Below are 17,619 nucleotides of genomic sequence, written 5' to 3' on the forward strand. Positions count from 1 at the left end.
AAAGCTGCACAGGATGGATACATTCGCGCTTTTGTGCGGCGCAAGGGAGGATGAGGAGCGAATTTATGTATCTAAAGCGCCTCGAAATTACTGGATTCAAGTCGTTCGCCGATCGTACGGAGCTGGAGTTTGTACCTGGTATAACGGCCGTTGTCGGGCCTAATGGCAGCGGCAAGAGCAATATTTCCGACGCGATTCGCTGGGTGCTTGGCGAGCAGAGTGCTAAGTCGCTGCGCGGGGCAAAAATGGAAGATATTATTTTTTCAGGTAGCGATTCGCGCAAGCCGCTGAATTTCTGCGAAGTATCGCTGACGCTTGACAATACTGATCAGCAGCTTAAAATTGATTTTTCCGAGATTACCGTAACGCGGAGAGTATATCGCTCCGGTGAAAGCGAGTACTATATTAACCGGCAAAGTTGCCGTCTGCGTGACATCGTGGAATTATTCATGGATACCGGTGTGGGCAAGGAAGCGTATTCTGTTATCGGACAGGGGAGAATCGAAGAAATACTAAGCACCCGCTCCGAAGACAGGCGGGGGCTTTTTGAAGAAGCGGCTGGCATTGTTAAATACAAAGCACGCAAAAAAGAGGCGGTAAAAAAACTTGATGAGACTGAACAAAATCTTGTGCGCGTGCAGGATATCATGAAAGAACTCGAGGAGCAAATTCAGCCGCTCGCCAAACAGGCGGAGAAAGCGCGCGCCTATCTTTCGTTGAAGGAGACGCTGGCCCAGCATGAAATCGGATTATACGTAAAGCAATTTGATTTGCTGTATGCAGAGTGGGAAGAAGCAAAAGCGCGCATTGATAAGCTTGTGGGTGAACAGGTTGAGTGCGCTGCAAGCATCAATCGGATGGATGCCCAAACCGCTGATTTACGAGCATTTGTGGGCGAGCAGGATCAAGTGCTCGAAGAATTGCAGCAGCGTCTGCTTATGGTTACAGAAGAAGTTGAAAAAAAAGAGGGCGTCAGGGAAGTGCTGCGCGAACGTTTGCGCAACTATAGCAAAAATAAGCAGGATGCGCGCAATAAGGCTTTTGCTTTAACGGAAAAGCAGGATGCGTTGCGCGACCAAATCGCCGTGGCGAAACAGCAGCTGGAAGCGGCGGGTAAAGAAGTAACGGCGCTTGAAAAAGAGCTTGCGCTTGAACAGAGGCGCTATATGAATTTTGCCGCGTTTTCCGACGGGGACGTAGAACGCCTGAAAGCCGATTACTTTGAAATTTTGAACCAAATGGCGTCGATGCGTAACGAAATTCGCCACTGGCAACAGTCGATTGAAGCGAACAAGCAGAAATGGGAGCGGCTTGAGGCAAGCAACCGGCAGCTAATTGACCAGAAAGAAAGCTTGAATGCACGCAGGGAGGAACTTGAACAGGAGCTGGCCGATATTTCCGCGCGTCTTGCCGCAAGCATTGAAGCGTTCAAAAAAGAGGCGGCCGCGCAAAAAGAACGGACCGACAGAAAATCCCATTGGCTGGAAGCGTTGCGTGAAGGTGAACATAAATTGAATGCATTGTTGTCACGGCGCGATACGATGAAAGAGATGCAGGCCGATTTCTCCGGTTTTATGCAGGGAGTAAGAGAAATTCTAAAGGCGCGCCAGCAAGGGTTCAAAGGGATTGAAGGCGCGGTGGCGGAGCTGATCTCGACGGATAAGCAGTACGAAACCGCAATTGAAGTCGCGCTCGGCGGCGCTCTGCAACATGTCGTTGTTACGGACGAGGCGGTGGGACGGCAAGCCATTGCGCTTTTAAAAAATAGACGAGCCGGGCGTGCCACGTTCCTTCCGCTTGACGTTATTCGGCCGCGCCAGCTTCCGGCTGCTGAGCGCACCCGCGTTATGGAAATGGACGGCGTGATCGGCGTGGCGGCCGAGCTTGTTAGTTGCGCGGAACGCTATGAACATATTGTTTATAATTTGCTCGGCAATGTTGTAGTAACAAAAACGCTTGAACAGGCGAATGCCGTAGCCCGAACGCTAGGGTACCGCTACCGGGTCGTGACGCTGGAAGGCGATGTGGTGAATCCGGGTGGTTCTATGAGCGGCGGCGCCATCCAGCAGAAGTCAAATCATCTTCTGGGGCGCCAGCGCCAACTTGAACAACTTGAGGAAGAAATCGTCCGTCAGAAGCGGATAAACGAGGAGCTATACGCCCGGCTCGAAGCGGCAAAAGCCGACGAAGAAGCATGGATGCAAAAGCAAGAGCAGATACGGGCTGAAGGCGAACGTCTGCGCTTAAGGGAACAGGAAATAAAGGGCCTTCTGCGCGAACTGGAAGCGTCCGAGAAAAACATTGCCGAACGTTGGGAGTTTTTCCAGCAGGATCAGGCATTGCTGGAAAAAGAGTATAAGCAGGCAAAACATCGTATCGCTGTATTGGAAGAAGAGCTGGAGGAAATGGCGATCGCTGAGCAGGAAAAGCAGCAGGAAATTGAGGCGGCTGAACGTAACAAAAAAGAAAAAGAGACAAATAAGGAGACGCTTAGCGCACGCATTACCGAATTGAAAGTGCAGGTTGCAACCCGCAAGGAGCAGTATGAGGCACGTCTTTCCGAATATAATCGGCTGGAAAAGGAGTATAAAGAGGTTAGCACGGAATTAGAGGCGACGTCCAAGACACTATTGCTGCTTGATTCCGATAGCGCGACTAGCGACGAAGAAGAAGAAAGGCTGGAGCGGGAAATTCGCGCCTTAAGGACGGAAAAAGAACAATACAGCATGCACATTCAGGAGCAACGAAAAAAACGTCAGGAAGTGCAGGCACAGCTTGCGGAGCAGGAAGCTGAAATCAAAGAAAAACGTCGCCAGTTGAAAGAAATTGAAGAAAATTTGCATAAGCATGAAGTAAAAGTGGAACGCATGGACGTGGAGCTTGATAACCTGCTACAAAAATTGCGTGAAGAATATGAGTTAAGTTATGAAATGGCAAAGGCAAAATATCCGCTACCAGACGATGTCGGTGAAGCGGCCAAGCTTGTGAACAGCATTAAGCAGCAAATCGCTGCGCTTGGCACGGTCAATCTCGGCTCCATTCAAGAATATGAGCGGCTGCGCGAGCGGCAGGAGTTCCTGCTTTTACAGCACCGCGATTTGAGCGAAGCGAAAGCGACGCTTTATCAGGTCATCGCCGATATTGAAGCGGAAATGTCCCGCCGTTTTAAAGAAACGTTCGAAGCGATCCGCGAACAGTTCCAACTGGTGTTTACGCAGCTGTTCGGCGGCGGGCGTGCAGACCTACAGCTGTCAGATCCGGACAACCTGCTGGAGACAGGTATCGAGATTGTGGCGCAACCTCCGGGTAAAAAGTTGCAGTATCTGGCGCTTTTGTCCGGCGGAGAAAAAGCATTAACAGCTATCGCGCTTCTGTTTTCCATTTTGCGGGTTAAGCCGGTCCCATTTTGCGTGCTGGATGAGGTGGAAGCAGCGCTTGATGAAGCGAACGTAACCCGTTTTGCACAGTATTTGCGAGAGTTTTGCGAAAAAACGCAGTTCATCGTCGTAACTCACCGGCGCGGCACAATGGAAGGCGCTGACGTTCTATACGGTGTTACCATGCAGGAGTCCGGCGTATCTAAGCTCGTATCCGTTCGTCTTGAAGACGAGACGATGGTATCGTAAATTACAGGAAGAAAGGAAGCACGCCATGAGTTTTTTTAAAAAGCTGAAGGAAAAAATCTCCGGCCAGGCCGAGACGATTACAAACAAGTTTAAGGAAGGTTTGACGAAAACGCGCAGCGCGTTTGAAAAATTGGAAGACCTCGTACGTCGCTACAAGCGGATTGATGAAGAATTCTATGAAGAACTAGAAGAAATCTTAATTTCCGCTGACGTCGGCGTCAGCACGGTTATGGAACTTGTGGATGAGTTGCGAAGCGAGGCGCGCAAGCGGAAAATTGAAAATGCGCACGATTTGCAGCCGATCCTGTCGGAAAAACTGGTGAATTTGTTGCAGGACAAAGATGAGGATACGTCTTTAAACGTTGAAGATGGACGATTGAACATTATTTTATTTGTTGGCGTCAACGGCGTTGGGAAAACGACAACTATCGGTAAAATGGCGCATATGTTTAAAAGTCGAGGCAAAAAAGTGCTCCTAGCGGCGGGCGACACGTTCCGGGCGGGAGCGATTGACCAGCTTGAAGTATGGGGGGAACGCGTTGGTGTAGAAGTCGTAAAGCAGCAGCAAGGTTCCGATCCGGCCGCGGTCATTTATGACAGCATCCACACGGCACGGGCCCGCGAAGCTGATGTTCTGCTGTGCGACACGGCAGGCCGCTTGCAGAACAAGGTGAATCTAATGGAAGAGCTTGCGAAAATTAAACGCGTGATTCAGCGCGAAGTGCCGGGGGCTCCGCATGAAACGCTGCTCGTACTCGACGCTACGACCGGGCAAAATGCCTTGAGTCAGGCGAAAGCATTTAGCCAGGCTGCTGAGTTGTCAGGTATCGTTCTTACCAAATTGGATGGTACGGCAAAAGGCGGCATCGTCGTTGCGATTCGTAACGAGCTGAATGTACCCGTGAAATTTGTCGGTCTGGGCGAGAAAATGGATGACTTGCAGCCATTTGACGCGGAGCAATTTGTGCACGCGCTGTTCGCGACATCCATCGAAAAAGAAATCGCTGACGAAAAAGAAGAAGAGTAAAGAGAAAATACTTGACAGAGAGAGCGAGCTTTTGTATGATTATTTCCTGTAAAGGATACAGGCTTTACAGTTTGTGTTTATTCGCATGAATTTCCGTACACGGGGGACGGGTCCCATGCTGGAGGAAACTACGCGTCTGCATTTATTGTACGACTTTTACGGCAAGCTTTTGAAAGAAAGGCAGCGCAAATATTTTGATATGTATTACCGCGAAGATCTGTCGCTTGGCGAGATTGCCGAGCTTGAGAACATTAGTCGCCAGGCGGTGTTCGAACAGGTGAAGCGGATCGCCAGGACGATGGAAGATTACGAGAGCAAGCTCGGTCTTCTGGCTCGTTACGAGAGGCGGCGCGCCTTGCTTGAAGAGCTGGAGAGGGAATTGTCGGAGAAAGCGTGGCAACATTCGCGGGCGCTTCAGCTTACGCGTCAGCTGCTCGCGTTAGAAATGGAGATAGATTAGGAGGCGGACCATGGCGTTTGAAAGCTTAGCCAGCCGACTGCAAGCCACATTTGACAAGCTTCGTGGCAAAGGGAAAGTGACGGAAGAAGACGTAACCAAAGCGATGCGCGAGGTTCGTTTGGCTCTGCTCGAAGCGGACGTTAACTTCAAAGTTGTGAAAGATTTTGTAGCCCGTGTCAAAGAGCGCGCCGTAGGTCAGGAAGTGCTCAAGAGCCTGACGCCTGGCCAGCAGGTCATTAAGGTTGTGAACGATGAATTGACCGAGTTGATGGGCGGCGGTCAGAGCAAAATCGCGGTGGCGAATCGGCCACCGACCGTTGTGATGATGGTCGGTTTACAGGGAGCGGGAAAAACGACGACCACCGGAAAATTAGCTAATTATCTGCGCGGCAAGCTGAATCGCAACCCATTGCTTGTCGCCTGCGACATATACCGTCCGGCCGCGATTAAGCAGCTTGAGGTGCTTGGCAAACAACTGAACATCCCGGTGTTTTCCATGGGTGAGCAGGTAAGCCCGGTGGAGATTGCACAGGCCGCAATTGCGCATGCGAAAGAGCAGCATCTTGATTATGTGCTGATCGATACGGCGGGCCGTCTGCACATTGACGAAGCGCTCATGGGTGAACTGCGGGAAATGAAAGAAATAACGAAGCCGCATGAAATTTTGCTTGTCGTGGACGCGATGACCGGCCAGGATGCCGTCAATGTGGCGGAAAGCTTCAACGATCAATTGTCGATTACCGGTGTGGTGTTAACGAAGCTAGATGGCGATACGAAAGGCGGCGCGGCTCTTTCCGTTAAAGCCGTTACTGGCACTCCGATTAAGTTCGTCGGTATGGGAGAAAAAATGGATGCCCTTGAGCCCTTTCATCCGGATCGCATGGCCAGCCGTATTCTCGGTATGGGAGATGTGTTGACACTCATTGAGAAGGCGCAGATGGAAGTGGACGAAGCAAAAGCGAAAGAACTTGAACGCAAAATGCGCCATGCCGAATTTACGTTTGAGGATTTTCTGGAGCAGATGGCTCATGTTCGCAAAATGGGACCGCTTGAAGAATTGTTGGGCTTAATGCCGGGTATGAACAAAATGAAAGGCATGAAAGATTTGAAAATCGATGAGCGGGCGTTGAACCGGGTAGAGGCGATCGTCCGGTCGATGACAACGGAAGAGAAGCGGCATCCAGAGATTATTAATTCAAGTCGCCGTAAGCGAATTGCCAAGGGCAGCGGCACGACCGTTCAAGAAGTGAACCGCTTGATTAAACAATTTGAAGATATGCGCAAAATGATGAAGCAATTTACGAAAATGGCGGATAAAGCAAAGAAGAAAGGCGGGGGCTTCAAGTTTCCGTTCTTTAGCTAACAGGTTATATTTTTAAAACTAAGTCTTTTCTTATATGAATGACTTTGTTATAATAATAAATTAGTGTGTAAATCACAACATGGAGGGAATGAACAAATGGCAGTAAAAATTCGTTTAAAGCGTATGGGTCAAAAGAAAGCTCCGTTTTACCGTGTGGTAGTGGCGGATTCCCGCGCTCCGCGTGACGGCCGCTTTATCGAAGAAATCGGAACGTATAACCCGGTAGCGCAACCGGCGCAAGTTAACATTGATGAAGAAAAAGCGCTGAAATGGCTAACTACAGGCGCACAGCCGACAGACACGGTTCGCAGCCTGTTCCGCAAACAAGGTCTATTACAGAAGTTCCACGAAATGCGCAATAGCAAGAAGTAAGGCAATGAATATTGCAGCGGGAGGACTAGCGGGTGAAATCATTAATTGAAGTGATTGCCAGAGCTCTTGTCGATCATCCAGATTCCGTTTCGGTCGAAGAGGTGACACAAGAGCAAAGCACCATATACCGCTTGTCCGTTCATCCGGACGATATGGGAAAGGTGATCGGAAAGCAGGGTCGTATTGCTAAGTCTCTTCGCACCGTAGTCAATGCGATGGCAGCAAAAGAAAACCAGCGCGTGACCATTGAAATTGTATAATCAAACAAAGAAGAAAGCTGGGGCCCTCTCCCAGCTTTTTCTTCCATTTATCCGGTCTTTATGCGATAAATTGTATACATAGTCCGCAAATAAGGAGGAAATGCGGCATGCTCATTGTCAAGCGTAAAGTGAAGGTCATGATGGTTATTACTGAAGCGTCACGCTGCAAAATGCGGGATGAGTTTGTATCGATGCGAAAACGGTATGAACTAGAGCTGGAGCAACTAAATTTCCAGGCGAAGAAGCTGCTTCAGGAGGCGCAACGTAAAGGAAGAGAAGCGCTTGATATCGTTCAGCGCAGGCTTGCGAAGGAACGGCAGGTGCGTGAGGAAAAGCTTTCGCAAATTTCGTTTCAGCTTGAGCAGTTGGAAAACCTTCCGCTCGGCAGTGAGATTCATTATACGACGGTGGAAAGTGATGTGGAAGTAAAAGTCGGCGACGATTGGGGTAAGGTAATGACAGGAACGGAAATCGTGCTTAAGGACGGGATTGTAAAAGAAATTCGCGAAAGGAGCCTGGATTAAGTGATCGAGGAATTTTTTACCGTAGGTAAGCTGGTAAATACGCACGGCATCCGCGGTGAAGTTCGCGTTGTCTCAGAAACCGATTTTCCGGAAGATCGGTATAAAAAAGGCAGTGTGCTGTATTTGTTTCATCCGGCAATGAAAGACCCGGTGCCGCTGACGGTTATGTCCGCGCGCCAGCATAAAAACTTTTATTTGTTGACATTTAAAGATCATCCTTCCATTCAGCATGTGGAAAAATATAAGGGCGGGCTGCTTAAGGTGAAGGCAGAAGACAGGAAGCCGCTTTCAGAAGGTGAATTTTATTTCCAGGATATCCTCGGCAGCGAAGTGTTTACGGAGGAAGGAAGACGCCTCGGCGTGGTCAAGGAGATTTTGCAGCCTGGAGCCAATGACGTTTGGGTAGTAAAGCAAGATAAAGGAAAAGATATTTTGCTTCCGTATATTGATGACGTGGTGAAACAAGTAGATGTAAACAATAAGAAGATTACCGTTCATCTCCTTGAAGGGCTTGTCTAGGAGGATAGGATGCAAATTGACATTTTAACGCTGTTTCCGGAGATGTTCGAAGGTGTGCTCGGAGCGAGCATTGTCGGTAAAGCCGCACAAAAAGGGATTGTATCGTTTCGTGTCATCAATTTTCGTGAATTTTCAGATAATAAGCACGGACAAGTGGACGACATGCCGTATGGTGGCGGAGGCGGTATGGTACTCAAGCCGGAGCCGATTTTCCGGGCGGTAGAATCGCTGACTGGATCGCTGGAAGAAGGCGCGGAGCATTCTGTGGGTGGCAAGCCGCGCGTTATTTTACTGTGCCCACAGGGGAAGCGATATAATCAAGCAATGGCGGAGGAGCTAGCGGAAGAGAAACATTTGATTTTTATTTGCGGTCATTATGAAGGCTACGACGAACGCATCCGCGAGCACCTGGTGACCGACGAGATTTCTATCGGCGATTATGTGTTAACAGGGGGCGAACTTCCTGCCATGGTTATTATTGATAGTGTGGTACGTTTGCAGGAAGGAGCGCTCGGAAATGCGCAATCAGCGGTTGCTGATTCATACAGTATGGGCCTGCTGGAGCATCCGCATTATACGCGCCCGGCCGAATTTCGCGGCTGGCGAGTACCGGATGTGCTATTATCTGGCCATCACGAAAACATCGAAAGATGGCGGCTCAAAGAATCGCTTCGTCGCACACTTATGCGCCGGCCGGATCTGTTGGAAACGATCGAGATGACACCGAAAATAAAAAAATTGCTTGAAGAGATAAAACGGGAGTTGTAACCAGTTTTCGGTTATGGTATGATAAATCTTGTGAGCCATTTTGGTTCGGATTAAGATGGTCCTCTTCCTATCGGGAGGTTCGCAGACTCGAACATAGCCGCTTACTTCTCATATGGAATGAACATCTGTTGGAAGGAGGAAAACTCATGCATCATATTATTCGTGAAATTACGCAAGCGAACATGAAACAAGATATTCCTAGCTTCCGCCCCGGTGACACTGTACGTGTGCATTTGAAAGTAATTGAGGGGCAACGCGAACGTATTCAGGTGTTCGAAGGCGTTGTAATTAAGCGCCGCGGAGGTGGCATCAGCGAGACTTTCACGGTTCGTAAAGTTTCTTATGGTGTCGGTGTTGAGCGTACACTGCCGCTCCATTCTCCGAAAATCGAAAAAATCGAAGTAGTACGTCAAGGTAAAGTTCGTCGTGCGAAGCTCTATTATCTGCGCGATCGTGTGGGTAAAGCGGCACGTATTAAAGAAATTCACCGTTAATACGGGAAAAAGGAGCTTGGTAACAAGCTCCTTTTTTAGCGATTCGGAAATGAGTAACCAGAGTTAGGGGTTCAGAAATCCGCCCCTTCTTCCTGCGCTCGTGTTACGTTTCGGTGAATGAATAGCCGTGGATAGGAAAAAAGGCCGAATTTACGGCACGTAAGGAGGATTCGTGATGGTTGAAGAGACCTCCTCTGAGTCAACCAAAAAAAGAAAGGGAAAAAGCGAAGCATGGGAGTGGCTGAAAGCGCTTGGTGTTGCCGTCGTGCTTGCGCTTTTCATCCGTACGTTTTTGTTTGCTCCGTTTCTTGTTGATGGTTCTTCGATGATGCCGACATTAGAAAATGGGGAGCGTTTGATCGTAAATAAATTAATTTATTATATTCAAGACCCGAAACCGGGCGATATTGTTGTCTTCCATGCAACCCGGGAGAAAGATTATATTAAACGGGTCATTGCCACGGAAGGGCAGACCGTGGAAGTAAGGAACGATCAGCTTTACATAGATGGAAAGCCGGTCGATGAATCGTATTTAAAACAGTATAAAGAAGAGGCGAGAGCGGCAGGCTATGTGTTGACGGAAGATTTCGGACCGGAGAAAGTGCCGCCGGGCCATATTTTCGTCATGGGTGACAATCGCCGCAACAGTACGGATAGCCGTGTTATTGGGCCCGTGCCTGTGAAAAGCGTAGTGGGTCGTTCAGAGCTGATAATCTGGCCGCTTGATAAGATTCGTTTGAACTAACAAGAAATGCAGGTGAAGGCATATGACGATTCAATGGTTTCCGGGTCATATGGCTAAAGCGCGCCGACAAGTGACGGAGAAGTTGAAGCTGATTGATGTCGTGATCGAACTTCTGGATGCACGTCTTCCTTTATCGAGCCGCAATCCGATGATCGATGAGATTGTTTCTGGAAAACCGCGTTTAATTTTATTGAACAAATCCGATCTGGCGGCTGAAGAGATAACGAAGGCGTGGGTACGGCATTTTGCTGAAAACGGCATTAAGGCAATTCCGATTGACGCTCTTTCCGGCCGCGGCGTGAGTAAATTGCCACAGGAATGCGAAGTGCTCGTTGAGGAAACGATGCAGAAGCGACGTGCTAAAGGGATGCAGGATCGGGCGATTCGTGCCATGATTCTTGGAATCCCGAACGTCGGCAAGTCATCGCTAATGAATCGGCTGGCTGGCCGCAAAGTGGCGCAAACAGGGGATCGTCCGGCGGTTACGAAGGCCCAGCAATGGGTGAAAGTCGGCAAGGTGCTAGAGCTATTGGACACACCGGGAATTTTATGGCCCAAATTTGAAGATCCGCTCGTGGGGCTTAGGCTTGCTGCCAGCGGCGCCATTAAAGATGAAATTATAGATTTTCAGGAAGTGGCGCTGTTTGTTGTTGCGTACTTGCGAATGTACTACAGCAACGCGCTCAAAGAGCGCTACCAGCTTGCCGAACTGCCCGAAAGTAAACTGGAGATTTTGACGGAAATCGGTCGTAAACGTGGCTGTCTGGTGAGTGGCGGCCATATTGATTATGATAAAGTAGCCGAACTGATTCTGCGTGAATTGCGCGGCGGTAAGATTGGTCGGATTTCGCTGGAGCGCCCGGATGACGAGTTTACGCTTGAAATGGCACGTGTGAGCATGGATGAGCTTACGCCCTATTGATGAATTGCCTGTTTTATATTTTGTAGAAGAAAATAAACGTGTGGCTTCGGCTACACGTTTTTCTTATGGCGTTAACACAAGAAATATTGATAAAAAAGGAGCGAAATCTCATTGAATATCGCCGACATGACGATAAAAGAAATAAAGGAATGGCTAGAGACTTGCAAGGAGTTGCCGGCAGAAGTGCAGGCTCTGTTTATGGCTGATGCGCGAAGCGGTGTGCAAGCGGTATATAGAAGGTGGCAGCGAAACCAGGAGAAGGCACGAAAACAGCAGGAACGTTGGCTTGAGATGAGCCGATACGAACGCGAATTATGGAAAAGGGGGTACAGGCATATCGCAGGTGTGGACGAAGTGGGCCGCGGCCCGCTTGCAGGGCCTGTCGTTACTGCCGCCGTTATTTTGCCGCAAGATTTTTATTTGCCGGGACTAAACGATTCTAAAAAAGTGTCTCCTGCTCAACGGGAAGTTATGTACGAACGGATTATGGAAGGGGCTGTTGCGGTGTCAATCGCGATGAGCGACGCGCCCCTTATCGACGAAATGAACATTTTTCAGGCGACGCTTCGCGCCATGCACGAAGCGGTACGCGGTTTGCAAGTTGTGCCGGATATTACGCTAAATGATGCAGTCACAATTCCACAGCTTTCCTTGGAGCAGAGACCGCTTATCGGCGGGGATGGAAAAAGTATTTCCATTGCCGCTGCCTCTATTGTTGCAAAAGTGGAACGCGACCGGCTTATGAAAGAATATGACAGGCAATATCCGGGATACGGGTTTGCTTCCAACATGGGGTACGGTACGGCGGAGCATCTCGCCGCATTGCGAGAGAAGGGACCATGTCCGATTCATAGACGTAGCTTCGGTGGCGTACTTCAGTCATAGCGTCTTTTTGTATGCATTTCAGGGCAAGGAGGGAGAGGATGATACAGAGCTTTGTGCTGAACCATGTATTTCAGCAAATGCAACGGACGCAATTATCCGCGGTAGAACTTGTTCCAGGGCAAGTGTTTCAGGGGAAAGTAGTAAAGCTATTTCCAAATAATATGGCGATGGTGCAACTGGGGGGCATGACGGTTACGGCGCGTCTGGAAACGCCGTTAGAATTGGGGCAGCGTACATGGCTGCAAGTACAGCCAGGCGGGGGGCCGATTTCACTGAAAGTGATTAGCCAGCCGGAAAAGCAGAATCAGGCTACGGAAGCAAGCATGGAAGGCTTGGCGAAAGGACTCGGAGTTCCGCTAACAAAAGAATGGCTCGCCTTTTTGCAAAAAGCGCTTGACGCTCGCATTCCTCTATCCGGTGGCTCGCTGCGTGCTGTGATGCAAGCGATACGGGAGGTGGGTGGTGGTACGACTGCGGAAGACGCGGCTTTGTTTGCCATGCAAAAAGCGCTTCCAATTACCAAGGAAACCATATTGGCGTTACGGTCATTTGCAGGAAACAGCAATTTGGAAGCAGGAATGAAAAATCTTCTTCAGAATATGCATGACTTGCTTACACGCCCGGAATCGATTGCAGCAGGCATAAAGGAGCCGCTTCAACAGGCGGCCGGACAGCTTGCGGCTGCGCGGGTGATTCTTGCCCAGGTACAGGAAAAGCTTGTTTCATCGCCGACAAAATTCGAGGGGCAGGTACAACGAACAATTTCTTCTATAGAGCAACCGGCTTTGTTGTTGCAGGAATCTGGGGACGAAAGTGTTTCTAAGGCCCCTTTAGCCGCTTCTACCCAAGGAGGGATCAAGCGGTTAATGATAGAGTTGTTTGAGCGTCTTGGCTTTTTCCATGAACGCGCCCTGGCGCAAGCGATAGATAGGGAAGCGCAGGATTGGGGGAAGCAGGCAGGAAGCGTGAAAGGCTCGCTGCTTCAACTTTTACAGCACCCGGAAGCGAAAGCATTACCCGCTCCGTTGCGGGAGCAAATGCAGCAGCTCGTCCAGCAACTTACCGGTCAACAGCTAATGATGGCCGGAGTACAGGAAGACGTCTCGTTTGTTCAGGTAGCCCTTCAGTTGCCACTGCCCGGAGGCAAGCATGAGGAAAATGCGCTGATCCAGATTGAATCACGCAAAAAAGGCCCGGGACAGCTCGATCCAGAAAATTGCCGTCTATTTTTTTATTTGACCATGCAAAATATTGGGGAGACGACGCTTGACGTTTCCGTCGTAAACAAAATTGTATCGATTTATCTATACAATAACCGGAAAGAGCTTCCCGCGCTAGTGAATGTGTTGCGTGATTCGCTGGAGAAAAATCTTGCCGCTCAAGGGTACAGACTGTCATTGTTGCGAGTTATGACGTTGCCTGAGCGGCAAAACGATCGGAGCCAATCAGCAGCGCATGGTTTTCTTTCTTCAAATCTTACCCATTATCAGGGGGTGGATGTACGCGTATGAAAGCAAAATATACACGAAAAAGCGCGGTTGCCTTAGGCTATAATCCTGCCGAAGCTGATGCGCCCCGCGTGATTGCCAAAGGAAAAGGAAGGATCGCCGAAAAAATTCTAGAGCAGGCGAAAGAACATGGGGTGCCGATTCAGGAGGACCCTTCTTTGGTGGAAGTGTTAGCTACTCTTGAGTTAAACGAACAGATTCCTGTTGAACTTTATCAGGTAGTGGCTGAAATCTTAGCGTTTGTCTATGAGACAGACAGACGGAGCGAATGCCGATGACCCCGAAAAAAATGAACCGGCAGCGCGGTGCTGAGGGAGAAGAATGGGCTCGCCGATATCTTGAAGGGAAAGGGTTTGTGTTTGAACGGCGCAATTTCCGCACACGTGACGGGGAAATTGATTTGATTATGCGCGAAGGAGATACTCTTGTATTTGTCGAGGTAAAACTGCGCACGACAGTTCGTTTTGGACATGGCAGTGAAGCGGTGACACCGGCAAAACAGCGAACAATTCGCAAGGTAGCAACGGCGTATTTACAGCGGTACGGTTATGTAGCCAGCGCGCCTTCTGTTCGTTTTGACGTCATTTCAATTGTTTGCTATAGGGACAAAACGTATAAAGTTACTCATATTCCTCATGCCTTTTGAAAAATAGGCAAAGAAAAGAAATTTCTTCCGCGGCACCTGTCCACATGCTTGTGCAGTTTTGCGCATATAGTAATAGTGTACTCGACGTGTAACACCTCCTTTTTTGTACCTGAGCGGCTGGATGTCGTTCAGGTTTTTTTGCGTTTTCTCTTTTTTTCTTTGTCATTATATGGTAATTTTTTACAAAAGAGGAGGTTGGTTACTTTGTTTACCCGTGTACATAGCGCTACTGTATTAGGGATTCAGGGAATCGGAGTTGAAGTGGAGGTCGATATTTCGAACGGGTTGCCTTATTTTGAAATCGGCGGGCTGGCCGCTTCTTCTGTTCGCGAGGCCCGCAACCGTGTCAAGTCTGCTATTAAAAATAGCGGTTTTACCTTTCCTGTGCAGCGCATTACGGTAAATCTTGCGCCAGCTGATGTAAGAAAGGCTGGCTCCATGCTTGATTTGGCGATCGCCGTGGGAATTTTGTTAGGAAGCGGCCAGGTCGAGGTTCGTAACAAACTGGAGCGCTGGCTATTTCTCGGTGAACTTTCGTTGGAAGGAACGTTACGCCCGATTCATGGCCTGTTTCCGATGCTTCTTGCCGCCAAGCAAGCGGGATTTTCCGGCGTGGTTATTCCGGCGGCGTGTGAAGAAGATGTGAAACGGGTCAAGGTTCCTGTTCTTCGTGTGCACACGCTTGCGGAATGCATGGCTTGCTTTGGATGGTCGGATGAAACACTGAGAAAGGAAGCAGGAAAAAGCATGTTATCCAGCGATCCGGTATCGATTCGCGCGGAGATAAACTGTTTCAGCGATGTAAAGGGACAGCGGCACGTTAAGCGAGCCATGGAGGTAGCGGCAGCCGGGTTTCATCATTTGGCGATGATAGGGCCACCGGGCACCGGAAAAACGATGTTGGCTAGGCGATTTCCTTCGATTTTGCCCCCTTTGGATGAAGAAGAGTCTCTTGTTGTGGATACGATTTACAGCGCCTGCGGTTTGCTTACAGAGCGCTTGAAGCAGGCGCCTTATCCGCCTTTCCGCGCCCCACATGCTTCCATTACCCCTGTCGGGATGCTAGGGGGCGGCATGTATCCGCAACCGGGCGAGATGAGTCTTTCGCATTGCGGCGTTTTGTTTTTAGATGAGTGGACCGAATTTTCACGTGCGGTGCTCGAAGCGATGCGTCAGCCGCTTGAGGATGGACAGATTACTATTATCCGCCATGGAGCGAAGCTCGTCTTTCCTTGTCGTTTTTTACTTATTTCTTCCTTTAATCCCTGCTTTTGCGGTTTTTACAGATTTGAAAGTGATTATCAATACTGTACATGTACAGCGCGGGAAATTAAGAGATATTGGAAAAAGCTCTCCGGACCGATGCTGGACAGAATGGATATTCAAGTGGAAGTTCCGCGTGTTCGTATTGATGAAATGGGGCGGGATAAATCATTAACATCTGCTGAAATGCGTGGGAGGGTCATGGTGGCGCGGGAACGGCAGCGACACCGTTACCGTGATACCGGATTTCAATTTAATTCTCAGCTGTTCGGCAGATGGGTTGAAAAGTACGTATCGCTTTCTGTTTCCGCGCAACGCTGGTTTTCTGTTCTTTATCAAACGAGCGGCATTAGCAACCGCTCATACGACAAAATCCTTAAAGTTGCGCGTACGATCGCGGATCTGGAAGACAGCGAACAGGTGTTAGAAGCACATGTGGCTGAAGCATTTCAGTATCGTACGCTGGATCAAAAGCAGTGGAAAGGGTAAGCTGGAAAAAATTTTTCGACATAAATTTCTGTGGATAACTATATCTACAGAAAGAAATAAAGTTTTACAACCATTTTGAATTCTTGTACACAACTTATTCACAGAACCTTGTGGATAATGGAATGCTTGTTCTAAAAAAAGGGTCGATGTTACAATATGGAAAATAGAAGATGAGGGGGGAGTTATTCATGCACCTACTTTCAGACGAAGCATTGCTTGACGCTTATCTAAAAGCAGTCCATTTGGGTCTGGAACAGGAATTTATTCAGCTTTTAATCGAGGAAATCAATAAAAGAGAATTGCCGTTACCTTCCCATTAAGAAGCAGATGCTAGGCGTCTGCTTCTTTCATTTTTTCTTCATGAGTAAACAAGGAAACACTCGCAAGTTTTTCTCATTTCCCACAAAAAGTAAAACGGTAGTTGAAAAACGTCAGAAAAGCGCGAAAAGAAAGCAGGGATTTGCCGAATGATGACGAATAAGCTATACTGTATGCGCAGACAGGCTTACACAAGGAGAAGCTTGATGCGTTTATTTTATGTAAAATGAGGTTAGGAGGATGGAGAATGAATATCCATGAGTATCAAGGAAAAGAGATACTTAAGCAGTACGGCGTTGCCGTGCCGAACGGAAAAGTAGCGTTCACGGTAGACGAAGCGGTAGAGGCAGCGAAGGCTCTTAACTCGAACGTATATGTAGTTAAGGCGCAAATTCACGCTGGCGGCCGCGGCAAAGCAGGTGGTGTCAAAATCGCGAAAAGCTTGGATGAAGTTCGTACATATGCGCAGGAGCTTCTCGGTAAAGTGCTTGTTACGCATCAGACAGGCCCTGAAGGGAAAGAAGTAAAGCGTTTGCTCATTGAAGAAGGCTGCGATATCAAAAAAGAATACTACGTAGGTCTTGTAGTTGACCGCAAAACGAGTCGCGTCGTTATGATGGCGTCTGAAGAAGGCGGTACGGAAATCGAGGAAGTAGCGGCAAAAACGCCGGAAAAAATCTTTAAAGCAGTCATCGATCCGGCTGTAGGTCTGCTTCCGTTCCAGGCGCGCAAGCTTGCGTTTTCCATCAACATTCCGAAAGAATTGGTAAACAAAGCCGTGAAATTCATGATGGGCTTGTATCAAGCTTTTGTTGATAAAGATTGCTCCATTGCAGAAATCAATCCGCTTGTCGTAACAGGCGACGGCAATGTAATGGCGCTTGACGCGAAGCTGAATTTCGATTCCAACGCGCTTTATCGTCATAAAGACGTTTTGGAGCTGCGTGACCTGGATGAGGAAGATCCGAAAGAAATCGAAGCTTCCAAGTATGATTTGAACTACATTGCGCTTGATGGTAACATCGGTTGCATGGTTAATGGTGCGGGTCTTGCGATGGCAACTATGGACATTATCAAGTTTTATGGCGGCGAGCCTGCGAACTTCCTTGATGTTGGCGGCGGCGCGACAACCGAGAAAGTTACAGCAGCATTCAAGTTAATTCTTTCTGATGAGAATGTAAAAGGCATTTTCGTTAATATTTTTGGTGGTATTATGAAGTGCGATGTTATCGCTGAAGGTGTTGTAGAGGCAGCGAAAGAAGTGGGTCTAGATCGTCCGCTTGTTGTGCGTCTCGAAGGTACAAACGTAGAGCTTGGTAAGAAAATCCTGAATGAATCCGGCCTTAACATTGTAGCAGCAGAATCGATGGCAGACGGCGCGGAAAAAATCGTTTCCTTGGTAAAATAAGAAAGGTGGGGGCTTACGAGTC

Annotated in this window: 20 protein-coding genes; all 20 read left to right on the forward strand. The window is 48.7% G+C overall.

All coding sequences use genetic code 11. From position 1 onward, the window contains the following. The first annotated feature begins 65 nt into the window (after positions 1–65). The 20 genes from smc (at position 66) to sucC (ending at position 17,597) form a co-directional block, all read left to right on the forward strand. Entirely contained in the window at positions 66–3,626 is a 3,561-nt protein-coding gene (smc, locus tag BLR88_RS00690; RefSeq protein WP_057898376.1) for a chromosome segregation protein SMC, read from the forward strand. Between the two features lie 25 nt (positions 3,627–3,651). Beyond that, positions 3,652–4,653 (forward strand): signal recognition particle-docking protein FtsY, encoded by a 1,002-nt coding sequence (gene ftsY / locus BLR88_RS00695; RefSeq protein ID WP_057898377.1) that lies wholly within the window; start codon positions 3,652–3,654, stop codon positions 4,651–4,653. Between the two features lie 115 nt (positions 4,654–4,768). Further along, the gene (gene ylxM, locus BLR88_RS00700; RefSeq protein ID WP_082705940.1) at positions 4,769–5,113 is read left to right on the forward strand and encodes a YlxM family DNA-binding protein; all 345 of its coding nucleotides are present in this window, start codon (positions 4,769–4,771) and stop codon (positions 5,111–5,113) included. Between the two features lie 10 nt (positions 5,114–5,123). Next, the gene (gene ffh / locus BLR88_RS00705; protein WP_057898378.1) at positions 5,124–6,476 is read left to right on the forward strand and encodes a signal recognition particle protein; all 1,353 of its coding nucleotides are present in this window, start codon (positions 5,124–5,126) and stop codon (positions 6,474–6,476) included. Between the two features lie 96 nt (positions 6,477–6,572). Continuing rightward, positions 6,573–6,848 (forward strand): 30S ribosomal protein S16, encoded by a 276-nt coding sequence (gene rpsP, locus BLR88_RS00710; protein ID WP_057898379.1) that lies wholly within the window; start codon positions 6,573–6,575, stop codon positions 6,846–6,848. A gap of 32 nt (positions 6,849–6,880) precedes the next feature. Beyond that, positions 6,881–7,108 (forward strand): KH domain-containing protein, encoded by a 228-nt coding sequence (locus BLR88_RS00715; RefSeq protein WP_057898380.1) that lies wholly within the window; start codon positions 6,881–6,883, stop codon positions 7,106–7,108. Positions 7,109–7,215: 107 nt separating this feature from the next. Further along, the gene (locus BLR88_RS00720; RefSeq protein WP_057898381.1) at positions 7,216–7,632 is read left to right on the forward strand and encodes a YlqD family protein; all 417 of its coding nucleotides are present in this window, start codon (positions 7,216–7,218) and stop codon (positions 7,630–7,632) included. 3 nt (positions 7,633–7,635) lie between these two features. Next, the gene (gene rimM / locus BLR88_RS00725) at positions 7,636–8,151 is read left to right on the forward strand and encodes a ribosome maturation factor RimM (RefSeq protein WP_057900283.1); all 516 of its coding nucleotides are present in this window, start codon (positions 7,636–7,638) and stop codon (positions 8,149–8,151) included. Positions 8,152–8,160: 9 nt separating this feature from the next. Continuing rightward, entirely contained in the window at positions 8,161–8,919 is a 759-nt protein-coding gene (gene trmD, locus BLR88_RS00730; protein WP_057898382.1) for a tRNA (guanosine(37)-N1)-methyltransferase TrmD, read from the forward strand. A 146-nt stretch (positions 8,920–9,065) separates the two neighbouring features. Beyond that, on the forward strand, positions 9,066–9,413 hold the full coding sequence (gene rplS / locus BLR88_RS00735; protein WP_057898383.1) for a 50S ribosomal protein L19: 348 nt from the start codon (positions 9,066–9,068) through the stop codon (positions 9,411–9,413). Positions 9,414–9,588: 175 nt separating this feature from the next. Then, entirely contained in the window at positions 9,589–10,158 is a 570-nt protein-coding gene (gene lepB, locus BLR88_RS00740) for a signal peptidase I (RefSeq protein WP_057898384.1), read from the forward strand. Positions 10,159–10,180: 22 nt separating this feature from the next. Next, positions 10,181–11,080 (forward strand): ribosome biogenesis GTPase YlqF, encoded by a 900-nt coding sequence (gene ylqF, locus BLR88_RS00745; protein WP_091259613.1) that lies wholly within the window; start codon positions 10,181–10,183, stop codon positions 11,078–11,080. Continuing rightward, positions 11,061–11,195, forward strand: a complete 135-nt coding sequence (locus BLR88_RS20290) for a hypothetical protein (RefSeq protein WP_302846650.1) — start codon at positions 11,061–11,063, stop codon at positions 11,193–11,195. The genes ylqF and BLR88_RS20290 overlap by 20 nt, the downstream gene beginning before the upstream one ends. Further along, positions 11,192–11,965: a ribonuclease HII gene (locus BLR88_RS00750; protein ID WP_057898386.1), complete on the forward strand. Its 774-nt coding sequence runs from the start codon at positions 11,192–11,194 to the stop codon at positions 11,963–11,965. The genes BLR88_RS20290 and BLR88_RS00750 overlap by 4 nt, the downstream gene beginning before the upstream one ends. A gap of 38 nt (positions 11,966–12,003) precedes the next feature. Further along, positions 12,004–13,476 (forward strand): hypothetical protein, encoded by a 1,473-nt coding sequence (locus tag BLR88_RS00755; RefSeq protein WP_091259616.1) that lies wholly within the window; start codon positions 12,004–12,006, stop codon positions 13,474–13,476. Then, complete coding sequence (locus BLR88_RS00760; protein ID WP_057898388.1) at positions 13,473–13,751, forward strand: EscU/YscU/HrcU family type III secretion system export apparatus switch protein; 279 nt, start codon at positions 13,473–13,475, stop codon at positions 13,749–13,751. The genes BLR88_RS00755 and BLR88_RS00760 overlap by 4 nt, the downstream gene beginning before the upstream one ends. Beyond that, positions 13,748–14,119, forward strand: coding sequence for a YraN family protein (locus tag BLR88_RS00765; protein WP_057898389.1), 372 nt, complete (start codon positions 13,748–13,750; stop codon positions 14,117–14,119). The genes BLR88_RS00760 and BLR88_RS00765 overlap by 4 nt, the downstream gene beginning before the upstream one ends. Positions 14,120–14,323: 204 nt before the next feature. Next, complete coding sequence (locus BLR88_RS00770) at positions 14,324–15,871, forward strand: YifB family Mg chelatase-like AAA ATPase (RefSeq protein ID WP_057898390.1); 1,548 nt, start codon at positions 14,324–14,326, stop codon at positions 15,869–15,871. Between the two features lie 188 nt (positions 15,872–16,059). Further along, positions 16,060–16,191, forward strand: a complete 132-nt coding sequence (sda, locus tag BLR88_RS00775) for a sporulation histidine kinase inhibitor Sda (RefSeq protein WP_062731150.1) — start codon at positions 16,060–16,062, stop codon at positions 16,189–16,191. Between the two features lie 245 nt (positions 16,192–16,436). Beyond that, positions 16,437–17,597 (forward strand): ADP-forming succinate--CoA ligase subunit beta, encoded by a 1,161-nt coding sequence (gene sucC / locus BLR88_RS00780; protein WP_057898391.1) that lies wholly within the window; start codon positions 16,437–16,439, stop codon positions 17,595–17,597. Positions 17,598–17,619: the final 22 nt, after the last annotated feature.

Source organism: Aneurinibacillus thermoaerophilus (genome assembly GCF_900099925.1).
Lineage (GTDB): Bacteria > Bacillota > Bacilli > Aneurinibacillales > Aneurinibacillaceae > Aneurinibacillus > Aneurinibacillus thermoaerophilus.

Excerpts from the sequence above, each read along its gene's own strand:
- smc (WP_057898376.1), top strand. The coding sequence starts at position 66 with ATGTATCTAAAGCGCCTCGAAATTACTGGATTCAAGTCGTTCGCCGAT.
- ftsY (WP_057898377.1), top strand. The coding sequence starts at position 3,652 with ATGAGTTTTTTTAAAAAGCTGAAGGAAAAAATCTCCGGCCAGGCCGAG.
- ylxM (WP_082705940.1), top strand. The coding sequence starts at position 4,769 with ATGCTGGAGGAAACTACGCGTCTGCATTTATTGTACGACTTTTACGGC.
- ffh (WP_057898378.1), top strand. The coding sequence starts at position 5,124 with ATGGCGTTTGAAAGCTTAGCCAGCCGACTGCAAGCCACATTTGACAAG.
- rpsP (WP_057898379.1), top strand. The coding sequence starts at position 6,573 with ATGGCAGTAAAAATTCGTTTAAAGCGTATGGGTCAAAAGAAAGCTCCG.
- BLR88_RS00720 (WP_057898381.1), top strand. The coding sequence starts at position 7,216 with ATGCTCATTGTCAAGCGTAAAGTGAAGGTCATGATGGTTATTACTGAA.
- trmD (WP_057898382.1), top strand. The coding sequence starts at position 8,161 with ATGCAAATTGACATTTTAACGCTGTTTCCGGAGATGTTCGAAGGTGTG.
- rplS (WP_057898383.1), top strand. The coding sequence starts at position 9,066 with ATGCATCATATTATTCGTGAAATTACGCAAGCGAACATGAAACAAGAT.
- lepB (WP_057898384.1), top strand. The coding sequence starts at position 9,589 with ATGGTTGAAGAGACCTCCTCTGAGTCAACCAAAAAAAGAAAGGGAAAA.
- ylqF (WP_091259613.1), top strand. The coding sequence starts at position 10,181 with ATGACGATTCAATGGTTTCCGGGTCATATGGCTAAAGCGCGCCGACAA.
- BLR88_RS20290 (WP_302846650.1), top strand. The coding sequence starts at position 11,061 with ATGAGCTTACGCCCTATTGATGAATTGCCTGTTTTATATTTTGTAGAA.
- BLR88_RS00755 (WP_091259616.1), top strand. The coding sequence starts at position 12,004 with ATGATACAGAGCTTTGTGCTGAACCATGTATTTCAGCAAATGCAACGG.
- BLR88_RS00760 (WP_057898388.1), top strand. The coding sequence starts at position 13,473 with ATGAAAGCAAAATATACACGAAAAAGCGCGGTTGCCTTAGGCTATAAT.
- BLR88_RS00765 (WP_057898389.1), top strand. The coding sequence starts at position 13,748 with ATGACCCCGAAAAAAATGAACCGGCAGCGCGGTGCTGAGGGAGAAGAA.
- sda (WP_062731150.1), top strand. The coding sequence starts at position 16,060 with ATGCACCTACTTTCAGACGAAGCATTGCTTGACGCTTATCTAAAAGCA.
- sucC (WP_057898391.1), top strand. The coding sequence starts at position 16,437 with ATGAATATCCATGAGTATCAAGGAAAAGAGATACTTAAGCAGTACGGC.